This window comes from Arthrobacter sp. MYb227 (genome assembly GCF_002975435.1).
Classification (GTDB): domain Bacteria; phylum Actinomycetota; class Actinomycetes; order Actinomycetales; family Micrococcaceae; genus Paeniglutamicibacter.
Genome location: NZ_PCPT01000001.1, coordinates 556,085 through 572,913 on the forward strand (window position 1 = coordinate 556,085; position 16,829 = coordinate 572,913).

Here is a 16,829-nt window from a genome sequence, read left to right on the forward strand (position 1 = left end):
TGGATTCCATGTCTGATATGTTCCTTGAGAAGTTCCGTTCGCTGGTTCCGTTGTACCTCGAGGACGACTGGCAAAACGAAGATGGTTTAACCGCGAGCGAACTCGCCGAAGCAACAGCCTCCTTGGCAGTTCCGGTCCCGCTGGTTTTGCGCGAGTTCTACATGGCTTTGGGTGGCTGTGAAGACCTCATGGAGGCTTACCACTACTTCTTCGACCCCGACGAGCTGGAGGTTGAAGATGGCTACCTGCTCTTCCTTGAAGACGAGGAAGAAAAGTATGTTTGGGGCTTCCGTACCGATCAGCTTGATGTTCCAGACCCAATTGTTTACCGGCGACAGAATGCGCGTGGAACGTGGAAGAGCGAAGAAGGCACCTTTAGCGAATACGTTTTAGACATGTTCACCTGGGTCTTCGAAGAGCTCTCCCCCGAGCTGAACAACTAATCGATTTTCGGTCCCACCCATGACTCTGCGCCGGCTCTGGAACTCACATGCTCCTGCTAACTACAGTTGCCCATTTTGTGAGCTCCTGGCCGGCGTCACCTTTTCCCCAGACAATCTCTGTGCCCCAAGTGATTTGATCTATCGGACCGAACACGTAGCCGTCATCATGGCCTGCGACGGCTTTGGTCCGCATGGTGGGCATGCAATGGTCATTCCCACGGCTCATCATGAGGCGCTCTACGATCTGCCCGATCATGTTGCGGCCCAGATCATGTTCGAAACGCGCCGCATTGCCCTAGCCATGAAATATGCGTGGTCTCCGCAGGGAACCAGCACTCGGCAGCACAATGAACCGGCCGGGAATCAGCATGTGTGGCACTACCATCAACATGTTTTTCCGCGTTTTAGCGATGATGATCTCTATCGGCATCTGCGTCACCGCGTCCCGGTTGAAGAACGCGCACAAAAGGCCACCCAGTTACGGGTGGCCCTCGATGAAGCAGGGCTCTGGGACAACTAAGTCCCAACGATCCGTGCTAAATATTCATTTATTTCATAAAAGTTGTGGCCCCAAATTTCTTTGGGGCCACAACCATTTGAGTTTAGAGTTCGCGGGTAACAACCGCATCAGCAAAAGCTGCCAAGGAATCCTTGACCGGTCCCTCAGGCAGTGGAGTCAGCGCAGCAATTGCTTCATCGGCCCATGCCCGGGCCACTGCCCAAGCCTCGGCGGTAGCCTGGTGGCCAGCGACTGCCTCAACGGCAAGTGCCAGAGCTGCATCTTCGGTGAGGTCACCATCAACCAATTCAAGGACCCGAGCGGCCTCGGTATCGCCTTCCGCCGCTGCATTACGCATCAACAGAATTGGCAGCGTTGGAACGCCCTCGCGCAGGTCGGTGCCCGGAGTCTTGCCCGAGCGGATTTGTGCGCCGGTCACGTCGATAACATCATCGGCAACTTGGAAGGCTACTCCAACCTTTTCGCCATAGGTACGCAGAGTTTCAACGTATTCCGGCTTGCCGCTAAATAGTCCGCCAAAGGCACCCGAGGTTGCTAACAGCGAAGCCGTCTTATCCGAGATCACGTTCAGGTGGTGCTCGATTGGATCGTCGCCTTCACGTGGACCAATCGATTCGTGCAGCTGGCCCAGACACAAGCGCTCAAAGGTGCGCGCCTGCATTGAGACCGCTTCCGGGCCAAGCTCTGCACCAATGACCGAAGCACGGGCAAAGATCAGGTCCCCGGTGAGGATGGCAACCGAGTTGCCCCACACCTCATGGGCGGTGGGTGCACCACGGCGCAGTGGAGCGGAATCCATCACGTCATCGTGATAGAGCGTCGCTAGGTGGGTCAGCTCAACAATGGCTGCTGCCTTGATAATTTCTTCGGTGGGACCATCGCCCAACAATGATGAAAGAACCACTAGCAGCGGACGAATACGTTTGCCGCCGGCTTCAACCAGGTGTCGGCTGGTGGCATCAATGAGCGGATCTGAGTTCGCGATTGCATCGCGCAAGAGTTTCTCAACCCGGGCAAGGCCTGTGGCAATGGCGGGACCGTATTCCGGGTCCTGCGCAATTGCGGCAAAGCCGCCGGGAAGGTTTACCGCGGCTGCCAGCACGCTGGTCTCCGGGTTCAGATCGAAGGATTCGGGCACGCCGTGTCCGGCAGCGGTCCAGTTGGTCTGGGAATCGGTCACAGTTCTAAGACTTACTATCTCTCGACGGGCGGTTCCAGCGTGCGACCCAAAAGGTCGATTCTGGTTGCTGGTAGATGGGTGCCAGCTGCTCAAGTACAGGCTTCACTCTATCGCCATTCGGGACAAGCTGGGCCATGGGCGATTCCACTCGGCAGGTCGCACCCTCGCTTTTGCGCAATACAACTAACTCTTTATGGTGTCTTGGAATGTGGTTTGGTGGCTCTGTGTACCGCAACAATTCCTCCGCTGAGGTTACGGTAGCGCACCGTTTCCCAGCCAACGGCATCAATCCAGGCGGCTAAACCATCCTGGTTTGGCCAGTCTCTAATGGACTCGGCCAAATAAACATAGGCCGCTGGGTTAGATGAAACCTTCTTCGCGATGGGCGGAAGCGCTTTCATCAGATACTCGCTATACACGGTACGGAATGGGGCAAAAGTTGGGTGCGAAAATTCCGCGATCACCAAAGATCCACCGGGTTTAGTAACCCGTAGCATCTCAGCGATTGCGGCTTGTGGATCTTCGACATTGCGCAGCCCAAAGCTAATTGTTGTTGCATCAAAGCTACTCGAAGCAAAGGGAAGATTCATTGCATCCCCGGCAACAAAATCAATATCCGGGCGCCGCCGTTTGCCAACCTTAAGCATTCCTTGGGAAAAGTCACACGCAACAACGGCGATTCCCGCATCGGCAAAGGGCTCGGCCGAGGTTCCGGTTCCGGCAGCGACGTCAAGGACACGTTGTCCTGGTTGAGCGCCTACCGCGTCAAAGACTATTTTGCGCCAGCGGCGTGTCTGACCCAACGAAAGGATGTCATTGACCACGTCATAACGCGGGGCCACTTCATCAAACATGGCTTGGACTTCATCAGTGTGTTTATCCATCGACGCACGGCTCATTGAATCATTGTTGCAAAGTTAGCGCACAAGAGGAAAACTTTTGGGCCGCCAACAGTGAGTGAGCGCGGACACGTGGGAGCCTATGCGACGTCCCTACAGCGGTAGGCTTAGCTCATCATGACTTCCCAACTTTCTGCCGGTCCGGGACCAGACGCGCCCATTTCTGTGCCACAACTGCGTAGCGTCACCTTTAAACGCCCGGCCATGAGCGACCACGGACTTCTTGATTACGCGACTCGAGATGACTCACTGATGTGGTCCCGTCAGGGTGAAGGTGTCATTGGATTTGGGCAGATCGCACGCTTTGAGGCCACCGGCCGAGAGCGTTTCGCTTTGGCTCGTCAGTGGTGGGGCGACCTCACCTCTGCTTCCGCGGTACAAGATGACCTGGAGGTTCCAGGCACCGGTCTGATTGCTTTTGGAGCCTTTTCTTTCTCATTTTCCAGCAGCTACGCATCCCGACTGATCGTGCCAAAAATCGTGGTGGGACGAAACGATGAATTTAGTTGGATCACCTACACGGTCACAGATCCGCACGCGATACTCACCCTTGAAGCCGCGGAGAGTGAACTTGCCGAACTGCTCGATGATTATTCTGCAGAACAAGAACTAAGTACCGGCATTGACCAGCTGATCACCGGCCAGATTAGCGAAGATTACTACAAAGATTCCGTCCGTAAGGGCGTTGAAATCATTGAATCTGGCGCCATTACCAAACTGGTGCTGGCCCGCGATGCGGTAGCTCAGCTGGGTGCTCCAATCGCGGTGGCTCAGGTATTGCGTCAATTAGCCCTACGCTATGCCGACTGCTGGACCTACTCGGTAGATGGACTGATCGGTGCCACCCCCGAAATGCTGGTCCGTGTACGTGGCGAAATTGCCGAGGCTCGCGTATTAGCTGGCACACTCGATCGGGCAACGGCCCCCGCCGGGGACACCGAATATGCCCACCGCATGCTGGTCGATGACGAGAAACAGCGCCATGAACACCAGCTAGCCATTGATTCGCTCACCGAACAGCTAGGACCACTGGCATCAGGAATGGACGCGCCTGCGGAACCATTCGTACTCCAGCTACCCAATGTTTGGCACCTAGCCTCGGATGTCAAAGCCTCGCTGGCGCACCGAAATGATGGATCGGTTCCTAGTGTGTTGGATTTGGTTGAGGTTTTCCATCCAACCGCCGCGGTATGCGGGACCCCAACCAAAGAAGCAGGACGTATCCTGCGCGAACTTGAAGGCATGGACCGCGGCCCCTACGCCGGTCCAGTTGGGTGGATCGATACCCATGGCAATGGAGAGTTTGGCATTGCACTGCGTGGTGGGGTGATCGAATCCCCCACCAGCATTCGTCTCTACGCCGGGTGTGGCATCGTAGCGGCTTCGGATGCGGATGCCGAACTTGCTGAGTCTTGGGCCAAAATGAGGCCCATGCGCGAAGCCTTAGGAATCTAGCAATACACCTAAAACTCATTTTTCAGACGCCTCGAGCAATTTTGCTCGAGGCGTCTTTCATTAATAACGATTTGGGGTTCTTTGTCGGCACCATTCAAAAGAACTTGTATACCTATAGGAAACGAATGTAGCGTGTGATGCACATCTCTTCACTTGAGGCAATGCCGGTTAGAATGAACATCGACACAAGTCTGCAAGCGATTACTAACGAAGGATCACACTCCATGCGGATCACCTCAACCGTACTTAAGTCATTGGCTATTGCGGCCGTTGGCGCACTAGCGCTGACCGCTTGCGGAAGCAACGACATCCCAGCTGCTTCTTCTCCGGCCGATGCAAATGCACTGCAGCTCAAAAATGCAGGTAAGCTCACCGTCTGCTCCGACATCCCTTACGAGCCGTTCGAATTTGTTAAAGACGGCAAGAACGTAGGCTTTGACATGGACATCGCTGCAGAAATTGCAACCGATGCAAAGCTTGAGCTCAACGTGATCGATGCCGGGTTCGATTCAATCGAATCGGGTCTGTTCAACGTGCAGTGCGATATCGCAATTTCTTCGATTTCGATCACCGATGCGCGCAAGGCCAAAATGAATTTCTCCACACCCTATATGGATGATGATTTGGTTCTGATCGCCAAGGATGGCACGGGAATCACGGATCTTGCTACGGCAAAGGACAAAAAGGTTGGTGTCCAGCAGGCCACGACCGGCGAAAAGTACGCCAAGGAAAACGGCTTGACCAAGGTAATTGGCTACGAGGATGCAGGATTGCAGACCCAGGCATTGCTGGCAAACCAGGTTGAGGCATTATTGGGCAACCAGTCGGTCATGCTTTACGCAGTCAAAGGTAAGCCAGGCTACTCGGTGGTGGGCGAATTCAAAACCGGTGAGAAGCTGGGAGTTGCTGTTCCGAAGGATCAGCCCAAGACCCTAGAACTGGTTAACAGCACCCTGAAGCGTCTTGAAGATTCGGGCAAGCTCAAGGAACTTACTGTGCAGTGGTTCGGCGAAAAGTAAGTCCACGTCGGTAAAGATCTATTACCATGCGGGGGTCTGAACTGTGGGTTTGCAAACTGGCAGTTCAGACCTCCGCTATTTTGAGAGGCAAATAAGCATGGCTATGACCACGCGTCAGCGCGCCCGCCTAAGTAAAACCATTCAGATTGTCGTCTTTGTCGCGGTAATCCTGCTGCTCCTCTTCTCCTTAGATTGGGAGAAGGCTCGGTACGCATTCTTCTCCTTTGAGAAGCTCGGGCCCATGTTCCCCGACTTGATCATTATCGGGTTGAGGAACACGTTGTTCTACACGGTGATCTCATTCGCATTCGGCCTGGTACTCGGTCTGCTACTCGCGCTCATGAAGATGGCTTCCTTTGCCCCCTATCGCTGGTTTGCCACAGGGTTCATCGAGTTTTTCCGAGGCATCCCGGCAATCTTGGTGCTGCTGGCGTTCGGGTTTGGCATCCCCCAAGCATTCGGAACTTCATGGCCTCAACCGGTAAATGTCATGCTGGCACTCGGTTTGGTTTCTTCTGCCTACATTGCAGAAACCTTACGTGCAGGCCTCCAGGCCGTTCCCAAGGGACAGACCGAAGCTGCCCGCTCATTAGGTATGCCCGCATGGCGTGCAATGGTCACCATCGTCATTCCGCAGGCTTTTAAGATCGTCTTGCCGCCGATGACCAATGAGGTCATTTTGCTGACCAAGGATACGTCCTTGGCCTTCATCTTGGGAGCTTCGATTGCGCAGTACGAAATGACAAAATTCGGTCGTGATGGAATTACTGCCATTGATGCCGGTCTGACCCCCTTGGTCATGGCAGGTCTGCTCTACCTGATCATTACTATCCCTTTGAGCCTCGTGGCCCGTAAGTTCGAATCCCGCTCGGCGCGGACCAAGCGATAGGCGAAATCATGAATACTAATACTTCTACATTCAAAGCATCCGGTGTCTCAATCACGGGGTTGCACAAGTCATACGGTGATAACGAGGTACTTAAGGGCATCGACCTTGAGGTCAAGCCCGGCGAAGTAGTTTGTCTGATTGGGCCTTCCGGCTCGGGCAAATCAACGCTACTTCGATGTGTAAACATCCTCGAACAGCCCAATGCTGGAACCATTCATGTAGGTGGTTTTGAAGCCACTGATCCCGAAGTCGATCTGGATAAGATGCGCCGCACGGTAGGCATGGTCTTTCAACAGTTCAATCTGTTCCCGCACCTCACCGTGACACAGAACTGCACAGTTGCCCAGACCAAGGTTTTGAAACGGCCCGCCGCCGAAGCCAAGGAAATCGCTCACAAGAATCTCACTCGTGTGGGTCTGGGAGATTTTGGGGAACGCTATCCAGACGAGCTTTCCGGAGGTCAGCAACAGCGCGTGGCTATTGCTCGTGCGCTTTCCATGGATCCAACGCTGATGCTCTTTGACGAGCCGACTTCTGCACTGGATCCGGAAACCGTCGGTGAAGTTCTTTCAATCATGCGTTCACTTGCCAAGGGCGGTATGACCATGCTTGTGGTCACGCACGAAATGTCCTTCGCCAAGGAAGTAGCGGATCGAGTGGTCTTCATGGATGGTGGAGTAGTGGTCGAGGAAGGCCGGGCTAAGGACGTCATTGGGAACCCACAGCAGACTCGTACCCAGGATTTCCTCAAGCGAGTACTTGATCCAACGCATGTGGAGATCAGCGATTAGTTCTTTGTTCTAAATGGGTGGGGGCGGTGGGCCGATGTTTCTTGGCCCACCGCCCCCACCCATTTCTAGGCAACTTACGAGTTCTGGAAGCGGCCAGAAGCTCGTAGGATTTCTTTTCTCGCAGTCGTCTCTAGACAAAAGGGCTCGATGTTCCGGCCGAGGGAATGACAAATCAACTAGTAGTTGAGTCCATGGGCCGAGTAAATTACGGAAGATTGGTAGGCGAACGCAAGGGAATACTTGGCGGGGTATTACATGAACGCCAAGAACTTCACGGTTGGAATATGACGGCGCTCGAACTACCCCAATTGCCCTCGCCCGAAATAGTGAAAAAGGCCGGTGCCGCCAGCAACGTTAGTGCAACTGACGCAGCGTTCCATGCTCTGGTCTTTACCTCGGAGCGATCCGCTGATGGATTCCTTGAAATGACGGGCTGGGGAAAGGGCTACGTATGGGTCAATGGCTTCTGTCTTGGCCGCTTCTGGGATCAAGGACCCCGCATATCTCTCTATGTGCCTGCTCCGGTAGTACGCGCCGGTGTGAATGAGATCCTGATATTTGAACTCGATGGAGCTCCGGGAGCTTGCCTATGGATCAGGTCTGAACCAAATTTGGGATAAGGTTCGGCACCGCTAGCATCTCGGTAGCAGGCAACAGGATACGTAGCGTTGACGACTGGTGTCTGGCTCAAGACGTTTCTTAAGCCAGACACGAAACGATTTCTCTGCTTTTATTCCGCTACCGGCCAATCCAAGGAATTAACACTCTGGGCAATGTCTTGGTGCAGAGATCGTAGTTCATTGCGAGTTACAACGACTTCAATTAGCCTGCGACGGCTAGCCTTCGCCACGAGCGTATGGTTGAGCTCAGCGAGGTTCCCGACCGCCACGTATTCCCAGCCGTAGGCGGCGGCTAACGGCCCAAGTCGCACATCATGTGGTGTAGCAAAGAGACGTTCAACCGTGTTGGCATAACGTCCAGATGCCTCAACAGCACCATGTTCAAGTGTCGAGAAGATTGCGCCTCCGCGATCATTGAGCACTATCACGTCAAGATCGGGTTCCGGCTCGCCGGCCCCCAGTAGCATCGATCCAACATCATGCAGGAATGTCACGTCCCCCAACAGCACCGTGGTTTTGATGCCGGGCCGAACTTGGGCAATGCCTGTGGCAGTAGCGACGGTTCCATCGATACCGGCCAGCCCTCGATTGGCAAACACCTTACTCCTGGCAGCAGCACCCGGGACCGCGCACAAGTCTGCGTCCCGGATGACGTTTGAGGAACCAAATACAAGATTCCCTACAGCACGTTTCCAGACCGTTTGAGCAATAAGTGGTCCGTTGAGTTCACCGGAAGCTTCGATAGCGTGATCGATAATCTTTGTTGCCTGCGCATCTAGGGTTTGCCATGCTTCGAGCCAGCCGGATGGCCCCACTCCAGCGAACGAAGAAAGCTCCGTTGCACTATCAATGAGAGTCTCTGTACGTTTCCCTTTTTCAAACCATGATGCCGGGGTAGGGTTCCAAAGCGCTACCTTGATTGCGGCATTGCCAAGTAATTTGGCTACTGGCCGGCTCAAGGTTGGGCGGCCGAAAAGAACTACGCGCTCGATGCGATTCATATGCTTTGTTATGAGCGTTCTGTAGGCAGCAATAACGTTAGCTCCGTGGCGAGCGTTCGAGCTAGGTTCGGCAAAAAGCGGTAATCCCAACGCGTGAGCAAATTCGGAAGCTTCAGCGCCGGCACCATGTCCTGCAACGACAACAGTTTGCCTAATTTTGACCCCAACTGGTACATCCCAGCGGATCGTGGAGGGAGTTTCCCGGGCCACAGCTGGGTATGAGACGTTGGTTCCAAAATCGGGCAAAGAGTCTTCGTCTGCCGGTATCAATGGGTCTCTAAATGCCACGTTGATTTGTACGGGCCCCGGAGCTATGAACTGAGATCCGGATGCCTCGTGCAAGGCCCGCTGGGCATACTTGCTCGGGTCAATTCCTACGGAAATATTTACGCTTGCCCTCACATGGGTACCGAAGAGAGCAAATTGGCTTGTTGTTTGATTTGCTCCAGTGCCGTGCAGTTCAATGGGCCTATCAGCCGACAGCACCACGAGTTGCACCCCGGCGTGGTTAGCCTCCATGACAGCGGGTAGCAACTCCCCCACGGCAGTTCCAGATGTTGTGAGAACCGGTACCGGCACACCGCTGGCAAGACTTAGACCCAGAGCGGTGAAGCCTGCGGCACGTTCATCAATACGCACGTGAAGTCGCATCATTCCGACGGCTTCGGCTTCGGCGAGCGCGTAGGCCAAGGGCGCGCTGCGGGATCCTGGGCAGATCACCACATCGCGGACTCCTGATGTTTGCAGTGTTGAAACAAGTTTCCTTGCTGCATCCATGGAGGTGAGACTGGGGGCGGAATTAGCTGGCATACCTTCCATCCTAATTCCGCCCCCAGTTATAACTGCTTCTGGCTATTCGGAGAAGGCCAGGTAGCGCATCACGTAATCGTGCTTATTGAAGCTCTGCAAAGTAAAGTCCCGGTCAACAGTGAATTCCTGTGCATAGTCGATGGGGCGTCCGGTGTCCGGATTGAACATCAGCATGGTTTGGTTGGTTCCACTATCGGTGGGGGTCTTCACCCCAAAAACCATGGTCTTCCGCTCCCATCTGTCCGTAGCGGTTCCCAAATACTCAACGTTTTCGACCATCAGCAGTGTTTGAAGCAGCGCTTTGCTTTGAGCTTGGCTCAGTTTCCAGTCGGTTAGCATGAACCCCACGCTTTGTATGAAGCCTTCGGAGCCGTCACCCACTGCCGCGTTGTTGGACTTCTGAAATTTCTGGATCTGCTTGAAAAGCTGGCTAGGGTCCTTGGACGGCTCCTTCTTGAACCATAGCTGCATCTCACCGGCCTTGAATTTCAGTGTCTCTACGCTGCCGGGTATTTGGTTTCCTACCGCTGGAACGAACTTCACGTCCTCACCTGTCGTTGAGTAGGGGTCACCCACCGTGATGGTGGTGTTTCCGCTCAGATCTTTCTCGCGTAGGGTTTCCGAGACCGTGGGAATGGACACTCGTTCGTCGCTTGTGCCTTGGATCATGGTGATGGGCTCGGAACCATCCTCAGGGTAGAAAGGTTCCGAGGTTTGCTCTTTGTCGGGGATGAACAAGGAGTTTTCTTCCCAATGCTCAACTTTGAGGTGGCCAGGGTTGAAATTGGCAGGGTCTGGATGCTGCTCGGCAGCTTCAAGCAGCGCCGCAATGGCTTCTTCGGTGCTCATGGTCGCGGGTTTGATGTTGGTCAGGGCCAGCGGTGAAGCAACGGCCTTGCCTGCCCCGTTCAATGAGGATCCCAATGGTCCTGCCACCAAAATGCCCGCCGCAACCGCAGCAACGGCACCGAGTACCCAGCGGCGGGTATGCGTGGACTTACGAGAACGTCCCTGGAGCTGCACCACGTTGGTTGTTTCCGGAAGCGGATTGCCAGAAGCAGGTTCTGTTTCGGGGACCGTGGAGGAGTAATTGTCTCCGAGGATAGCGGCGAGGTCTCTTAGTGCACGTTCGTCTAGCTCCGGAGTCTTATCGTTAGGGAAAGGATTGGCCTTGCGTAGGCTGCTCTCCAGCATGTTTTCATCGTCGAGAATGTTCCTAGACATGGTGTCCTCCGTTTCGCAGAATGTGCTTCAATGACTTCCGTGCTCTGCTGACCCGCGCCCAGGCTGCTTCTTGAGAGCAGCCTAGGAGTTTGGCGAGCTGCTGGGCCGAGAGCTCTTCCCAGTAGGTCAGGTAGAGGATCTCTCGTTCGGCTTCACGCATTGAAAGCATGGCTTCACGCAACTGCACCGAGTGTTCGTCCCCTGCGCTGCGGTCGGGGCAGTGCCGGAGTTTGACCTCAAGTGCTGCTACACGTAATTGGCGTCGGTATTCGTTACCGATGAGGTTCTTGCAGGTCTGGTACAGGTAGGCCAGTCCTGCTGGTTCTGCCTCTGCGAATTTACCCCAGGCCACGCGGAAGGTTTCGCTTGCCAGATCACGTGCCGTTTCGTGGCTGCTAATACGCCGCTCGGCATACCGGAGAACCATCCAATAGTGCTGTTTATAGAACGTGCTGAAGCGCTCCTCAACAGTTTGTGGGGGTCTGACGGTATCCTCCAGCAGTTTGAGTTCGGGCTGCATGGGCCTCCCTCTAAAGGTATGTTGGTTTGTGGTTCACACTATCTATTTCCGATATGCGCCAGTTCCTGACATATTTGGCCAAAATTAATGCGTTCGTTTATCACGTGGCTCCAGTGACGTGATCATTGTGCTGGCTCGGGTGGGGGGTCCAAGAAGAAGTCGTGACCAAAGATTTACCGATGACCGGCCTAACGTGAGAAGGTTGGCGTTGAGCTTTTCTGCCCGCAGTTTTCGTTAAACGAAGGTACATTGCGTTTGTGCCGTATGCGGGGCCCGCTCAAAATCTTGATGACCCGCAGATAACCCACCATGCGAAAGCTGCAATGCGACTTTTCACCACAGTTCGAAACATGTTCCTGATGTTATGGCGAGAGGCCGCCAAGTTTGGTGTTGTTGGTGGGCTTGGTTGGTTCATCGATAACGGCATCTACGCGCTTTTATGGCACGGCCCAATGTCCGAAAGCACCATTAAGGCAAGAATCGTTTCAACGGGCATAGCAACGCTCTTCTCATGGTTTGCCAACCGGTATTGGACTTTCAGGCACCGACGCTCTGACCGCCCTTGGAAGGAATTCCTACTCTTCTTAGCGATGAACGGCGTCGGGCTCGGAATCGTTGTTCTTTGCCAATTCACGTCCCGCTATGTTCTTGGCTTCACTTCGTTTAGTGCGGATTTCATTGCGGGTGGAGTCATTGGTTTGATCCTTGGAACGATTTTCAGATTCTTTGCTTATCGTTTCTTTGTATTCAGCCAGGACCCCGTGTCTGTTGAGACAGATACCGATATCGAAGCCCTACATGGTAATCCGGCTGAACGAGATCTTGTCACCGCAAGCTCATCGCAGAAATAGGAATAAACTCCTGAGACTGTCTTGCTGCTGATCAATACCGGAGCGGCTAGGAAAGCTTTCGACTCAACACTTGGTAGCTAGCCTTTAGTCGTTCCAACCACCATTGCCGGCGCTGTGCGCTTACGGCATGCGCTTTGAGCAAGGCCGGATCCGCAGCAATAGTGCGAAGGTTCAAGACTCCATTGACTGCTAGGTATGGATCGTGAGTGATATCGCTGCTCAGTAATGATCCGGTGGCAAGCCCGCAGGCATACGGTAGTTCTGGCAATGCGGCCGCGAGCGCCGCACCCTGACGCAAACCAATCGAGGTGTCCAAGGCCGAAGAGACAACAGCCGGAAGGCCCGCATCGGCAACAATCTGTAGTGCTTTGCGCACACCGCCTAAGGGCTGGGCCTTGATAATGATCAGGTCGGCGGCTCCGGCCCGTGCAACTGCCAACGGGTCCTCGGATTTACGCACCGATTCATCTGCGGCAATGAGAATTCCAAGATTCTCGGTTCGAATGAATTCTCGAATCAAAGCCAAATCTTCAATGCTTGCCACGGGCTGTTCGGCATATTGCAAACCGAATCTGGCCAGGGCCCCCATCGCTATCTTTGCTTCATCCAAGCTCCACCCTGCGTTAGCGTCAATACGTACGTGGGCTTGTGGGTACAGCCTGCGGACTTCGGTGAGACGGGCAAGATCCTGGCTTAGGTCTTGCCCTTGTTCGGCTACCTTGACCTTGATTGTATGAATGGAGTCGTAGTTGCTCAGCACCTGAGCAACTCGTTCGACTCCCACGGCAGGCAGCGTTGCGTTGACAGGAATATGCTCACGTACCGGCTCGGGGAATCCTGCCCATGCAGCTTCTATGGCCGAGGCCAGCCAGGCCGAGGATTCCTCTGCTCCGTATTCAATGAACGGGGAGAATTCTCCCCAACCCGTTGGTCCCTCGAATAACAATGCCTCACGATGTTCAACCCCACGGAATTTAACCTTCATGGGGATCGAGACAATGCGTGCTCGTTGGGTCAAATCGGCAAGGCTGGGCAGTTCAAACATGGTTCCACCCTATCGCCCGTTCATTGCGGCTCCGGCCCGGATCTCAAGTGTTTTGGTTGGTTGGCTGCCAGTTGAGCAGCCAACCAATTTTCTAGTTCTGGGCATAGGCTTCGTTGATTGCTTGCTGCCAGAGACTGGTGTTTTCTTGTGCATCGGCATCTGGAGCAAAATCATGAACTGTAAGACCGACTCGGTGGCCGAAGGCGTTGCGTCCAAAGATTCGGATCATTGAGGAATTCGTGCGTAGCCCCACAAAATTCTCATTACGGAAATCTACAACAATTTCTGAAAGTCCGCTTCCGGGAAGATTCACGCTGTGACTCTCGCCCTCTTTGGCGTTTTCCAGTCCCAAAGAGGTGAGGAACATATCTAGTGCATTCGGAGCGGTGGCCGCGTCAGGTCCTTGAATATCGCTGAAGGTTACCGGCCTACCGTTGAAGTGAGCCAGATATTGGCCCAGCGTATGTAGGTAAAATGCCGTGTGTTTTGAGGCACCGTCATATTGGTTATCCCAGTCGTCAACGAATATTCCTGAATGAACGTAACGCAGGATAGTGCCTTGGTGGCCTTCGGTGAGCTGGTGTTCAAGTTGGTTGAACCACCCATCGGGGCCTTCCATCCGGGTCACCAAATGTGTGGGGAACTCTTCAACCTTGACGAATGCTTTCCAATCTCCGGTGGGGAACATCCATGCTGCGGTATCGTCGGTAACGGCTTTCCAAACCTGTTCCGGGGTTCCCGGGAGATCTATGTCCTGGTGGATTTCAAATTCTTTGCTCATCAGAGTTGTTCTTTCAATGTTGGATGCAGGGTCATGACCAGACGGTGGGCGCGGCCATTTTCCGCAGGCTTGTGGTATTTGTTGGCCAAGGCGCTCACGCTTTGGGTTAGTTCCTTGCTGAATTCGGCGCGGTCTTTGGCGCTGGAAAAAACTATTTCCGTATCCAGCGCAAAGGTTGCCAGTGGTTTCTTGGCGGCTCTGGCTCCAAGAATCATTTTCCCGACTTCTCGCATGGTTCGTGCGGCTAGGGCCACCATCCATACCGCTGAGAACTCGTTACGCAATGATCCAGATTGCGGGGAAAGCTCACCCATGGTTTCCGGGGAAATGATGTACGAAGCGGCAGTTGCCTGCATCAAGCGTTCGGTCATGATGCCTTTTTGCCGTTGTTCTACTACTTGAAGAAGCCCAAGTTCAACGAGTTGGTTCAGGTGGTAGGTAATCTTCTGACGTGGAATCCGCAGTCGCGTAGCTAGCATGCTTGCCGAAGCGGGCTCACGAAGTTCGGTTAAGAAATTCCGGCGTATCGGGTCTAGTGTGGCGGCCGCCGCTCGTGGGTCTTCAATCACTGAGAGGTCTAACATGAGTCAAGAATTGCACTGACAAATAAATTTGTCAATAGAGTGTTGTGGGCGATTCACACCACAGTCGCCTCCATTTTCTGCACAGATGTGAAACGCTTGAAAGGATGAGCTACACGCACCAGCCTCGAACAACGCTCCGGGAAATATCCGGTCTGCTTCCTTGGTATGCCTCAATGGCAGCCTTGGTGACAGCATTCGGGGCTTGCTACTTATTCTTTGTGCACTCGCGAGTTGGCCAATGGATCGATGAAGCCGCACTCCTGGGTGGTCAAGCGTTCCTCGCAGCGGATACAACTCGCAAGCCCGCCTTAGCATTTCTTGATTACATGCCAGCGGTCTCCGCCGGGATTGCTGCAATCGTCTTATTCCTGGCCTTGATTAGGAGGAAAGACTTTGCCCGACCAATCATTGCCGGACTCAGTATTCTGGGGGCTGCAGGGACAACTCAGCTGCTCAAACATGTGCTCTTGGAGCGCCCAGATCTAAATATTTCTGCAGCAACGGGTAACTCGTACCCTTCCGGGCATACAACCTTTGCTGCAGCGGCAATGATGTCACTATTTCTGGTGGCACCAATTGCCCAACGTCCTTTCGTGGCATTGATCGGATGGAGCTACGCGGCGATCGCTGGAGCTTCAACATTGGTGTTGGGATGGCACCGCCCCAGCGATGTAGTTGCGGCTTACTTGGTGTCGGCGTTTTGGGTGCTACTAGCTGGACTTTTGTTGCGTCACTGGCACGGCCCTACCGATCAAGAACATTCTCTGAAATCCCTCAAATCAGGTCTCTGCCAACGAATACTCGCGAGCTTTGCGGCCCTTGGTGCCCTAGGAGTAAGTGCCAGCATGATTTTGGTTTTGCTCTTGCCGCACCCAAAGGTCAGCGGCGTATCCGAAGCCGGGCTTCTAGTTTTTTTGGGCGCCGGGCTTGTCATGATTGTGGGTTCAGCTTTCGTTCTTGGTTTCTTGGTACTCAAACTCTTCACTCACTTTGGTTCTGCTATCAGATTCCGGGCTGAACGCGGGATGAAATAACCAAAGATCCCTGCGCCCAGTAGTGAAACCGCAGCGATGGACCAAATTCCCACACTTAGGCTTGCGAACGCGACCATCGCGGCAAGCACTATGGGCCCACTCATCACCCCGGTGTCCGCCATCAGACGCCACAGTCCTAGGAATTTTGCCCGCCCTTGAACCGGTGAATAATCTGCTCCAAGGGTCATCACAATTCCCGATCCAATTCCATTGCCAAACCCCAGCAACATGGCAACCGCAGCGAATGTTCCAACTCCTGTCGTCAACGGTAGAAGTCCCAACGCCAAGGCCATGAAAACCATGCATGGGACAGCAATCCACGCCCGACCCTTGATATCCATAATTTTCCCAGCCGGATAGAAAATCAGCATGTCAATCGCGCCGGAAAGTCCGTAGACCAAGGAGATTGTTTCAACGCTCAGCCCCAAGCTGTCTCCCCACAAGGGCAATACCACTTGTCGGGTCGAACGAACCGCCGCAATACAAAAAACGCCGAGTCCGACCCCACACAGTACCCGCCAGTTTTCTTTGGCAATACTCATCATCGATTCCGTTGAGGAACCGGATGAGTACTCTAGGCTGCTGAGCGTGCGTGAGGGCAGCTCGGGGATTGCAAAACAGACGACGAGCGCAATAAGCATCGATGATGTGCCTACCCAATAGGCCCCGGCAATCCCCCACCATTTCATGGCCAGAGTTGCAATAAATGGACCGGCAAACACCCCGATACGCATCACCCCGCCCAGGGTGGACATGGCTCGAGCGCGATATTGCTGTGGGATTGCTTCGGCTAGATAGCTTTGCCGGGCGAGGTTGAAGACGGCACCTGCCATGCCCAACATGGTCACACCCACTGCAAAGAGGGTAAGACTTGAGGGAAACAGTCCAACGCTCATTCCGACTGTTGCCCAACCAGCAGCGATGACCATGGCGAAGCGTTCACCAATGCGAGAGATTAGCAACGCCGCGGGGACATTGGAGATCAATGAGCCCACACCGACGAGGGTCACGATCAGTGCCGCTGTGGCAATATCTGCACCACGTTCTCGCGCGGCTATGGCGATGATCGGGGCAACGGCGCCCAGCCCCAGACCGTAGAGCAATGAGGGTGAATAGATTTTCAGTGCCTTGTCGCGAACCCTGAAATTTTCTTCACCCATTGC

At 54.1% G+C, this 16,829-nt stretch carries 18 protein-coding genes; 9 read left to right on the forward strand and 9 right to left on the reverse strand.

Features of this window, described 5'->3' with window-relative positions; genetic code table 11:
- Positions 1-8 precede the first annotated feature (8 nt).
- Together CQ018_RS02635 and CQ018_RS02640 are read left to right on the forward strand one after the other, a co-directional pair.
- The gene (locus CQ018_RS02635; RefSeq protein WP_105548394.1) at positions 9-443 is read left to right on the forward strand and encodes an SMI1/KNR4 family protein; all 435 of its coding nucleotides are present in this window, start codon (positions 9-11) and stop codon (positions 441-443) included.
- 133 nt (positions 444-576) lie between these two features.
- Entirely contained in the window at positions 577-963 is a 387-nt protein-coding gene (locus CQ018_RS02640; protein ID WP_308728906.1) for an HIT family protein, read from the forward strand.
- 82 nt (positions 964-1,045) lie between these two features.
- Here the strand turns inward: CQ018_RS02640 and CQ018_RS02645 are convergent, their stop codons facing one another.
- Complete coding sequence (locus CQ018_RS02645) at positions 1,046-2,143, reverse strand: polyprenyl synthetase family protein (protein WP_105548396.1); 1,098 nt, start codon at positions 2,141-2,143, stop codon at positions 1,046-1,048.
- 191 nt (positions 2,144-2,334) lie between these two features.
- Entirely contained in the window at positions 2,335-3,042 is a 708-nt protein-coding gene (locus CQ018_RS02650) for a demethylmenaquinone methyltransferase (RefSeq protein WP_105548397.1), read from the reverse strand.
- Positions 3,043-3,159: 117 nt separating this feature from the next.
- Here CQ018_RS02650 and CQ018_RS02655 point away from each other — a divergent pair, with 117 nt between their 5' ends.
- The 5 genes from CQ018_RS02655 to CQ018_RS02675 all read left to right on the forward strand — a co-directional run bounded on the left by CQ018_RS02655 (position 3,160) and on the right by CQ018_RS02675 (position 7,816).
- The gene (locus tag CQ018_RS02655; protein ID WP_105548398.1) at positions 3,160-4,497 is read left to right on the forward strand and encodes an isochorismate synthase MenF; all 1,338 of its coding nucleotides are present in this window, start codon (positions 3,160-3,162) and stop codon (positions 4,495-4,497) included.
- A 224-nt stretch (positions 4,498-4,721) separates the two neighbouring features.
- The gene (locus CQ018_RS02660; protein ID WP_105548681.1) at positions 4,722-5,516 is read left to right on the forward strand and encodes an ABC transporter substrate-binding protein; all 795 of its coding nucleotides are present in this window, start codon (positions 4,722-4,724) and stop codon (positions 5,514-5,516) included.
- 97 nt (positions 5,517-5,613) lie between these two features.
- A complete protein-coding gene (locus tag CQ018_RS02665; protein WP_105548399.1) occupies positions 5,614-6,405 on the forward strand; it encodes an amino acid ABC transporter permease in 792 nt (263 codons plus the stop codon).
- Between the two features lie 8 nt (positions 6,406-6,413).
- On the forward strand, positions 6,414-7,196 hold the full coding sequence (locus CQ018_RS02670; protein WP_105548400.1) for an amino acid ABC transporter ATP-binding protein: 783 nt from the start codon (positions 6,414-6,416) through the stop codon (positions 7,194-7,196).
- A 164-nt stretch (positions 7,197-7,360) separates the two neighbouring features.
- Complete coding sequence (locus tag CQ018_RS02675; protein WP_146111799.1) at positions 7,361-7,816, forward strand: hypothetical protein; 456 nt, start codon at positions 7,361-7,363, stop codon at positions 7,814-7,816.
- Positions 7,817-7,926: 110 nt separating this feature from the next.
- Here the strand turns inward: CQ018_RS02675 and menD are convergent, their stop codons facing one another.
- Genes menD through CQ018_RS02690 form a run of 3 tightly spaced genes read right to left on the reverse strand, consistent with a single transcriptional unit; the run spans position 7,927 to position 11,371 of the window.
- On the reverse strand, positions 7,927-9,627 hold the full coding sequence (gene menD, locus CQ018_RS02680) for a 2-succinyl-5-enolpyruvyl-6-hydroxy-3-cyclohexene-1-carboxylic-acid synthase (protein ID WP_105548402.1): 1,701 nt from the start codon (positions 9,625-9,627) through the stop codon (positions 7,927-7,929).
- A 42-nt stretch (positions 9,628-9,669) separates the two neighbouring features.
- Positions 9,670-10,851, reverse strand: coding sequence for a hypothetical protein (locus CQ018_RS02685; RefSeq protein ID WP_105548403.1), 1,182 nt, complete (start codon positions 10,849-10,851; stop codon positions 9,670-9,672).
- Positions 10,844-11,371 carry an RNA polymerase sigma factor gene (locus tag CQ018_RS02690; protein WP_105548404.1) on the reverse strand — a complete coding sequence of 176 codons (528 nt, stop codon included), beginning with the start codon at positions 11,369-11,371 and terminating at the stop codon, positions 10,844-10,846. Before CQ018_RS02690 ends, CQ018_RS02685 begins: the two co-directional genes overlap by 8 nt.
- A 350-nt stretch (positions 11,372-11,721) precedes the next feature.
- Between CQ018_RS02690 and CQ018_RS02695 the strand changes: the two genes are divergently transcribed.
- On the forward strand, positions 11,722-12,222 hold the full coding sequence (locus CQ018_RS02695) for a GtrA family protein (protein ID WP_258142369.1): 501 nt from the start codon (positions 11,722-11,724) through the stop codon (positions 12,220-12,222).
- Positions 12,223-12,268: 46 nt separating this feature from the next.
- Here CQ018_RS02695 and CQ018_RS02700 read toward each other — a convergent pair whose 3' ends face one another.
- From CQ018_RS02700 to CQ018_RS02710, 3 genes are all read right to left on the reverse strand, one after another.
- Positions 12,269-13,267, reverse strand: a complete 999-nt coding sequence (locus CQ018_RS02700) for an o-succinylbenzoate synthase (RefSeq protein WP_105548405.1) — start codon at positions 13,265-13,267, stop codon at positions 12,269-12,271.
- 91 nt (positions 13,268-13,358) lie between these two features.
- On the reverse strand, positions 13,359-14,048 hold the full coding sequence (locus CQ018_RS02705; protein ID WP_105548406.1) for an ATPase: 690 nt from the start codon (positions 14,046-14,048) through the stop codon (positions 13,359-13,361).
- Positions 14,048-14,632: a helix-turn-helix domain-containing protein gene (locus tag CQ018_RS02710; RefSeq protein WP_105548407.1), complete on the reverse strand. Its 585-nt coding sequence runs from the start codon at positions 14,630-14,632 to the stop codon at positions 14,048-14,050. The genes CQ018_RS02705 and CQ018_RS02710 overlap by 1 nt, the downstream gene beginning before the upstream one ends.
- A gap of 104 nt (positions 14,633-14,736) precedes the next feature.
- On the opposite strand from CQ018_RS02710, the gene CQ018_RS02715 reads away from it, so the two are divergent.
- Positions 14,737-15,666 carry a phosphatase PAP2 family protein gene (locus tag CQ018_RS02715; RefSeq protein ID WP_105548408.1) on the forward strand — a complete coding sequence of 310 codons (930 nt, stop codon included), beginning with the start codon at positions 14,737-14,739 and terminating at the stop codon, positions 15,664-15,666.
- On the opposite strand, the gene CQ018_RS02720 is transcribed toward CQ018_RS02715, so the two are convergent.
- The gene (locus CQ018_RS02720) at positions 15,618-16,826 is read right to left on the reverse strand and encodes an MFS transporter (RefSeq protein ID WP_105548409.1); all 1,209 of its coding nucleotides are present in this window, start codon (positions 16,824-16,826) and stop codon (positions 15,618-15,620) included. The genes CQ018_RS02715 and CQ018_RS02720 overlap by 49 nt on opposite strands.
- Between the last annotated feature and the right edge of the window lie 3 nt (positions 16,827-16,829).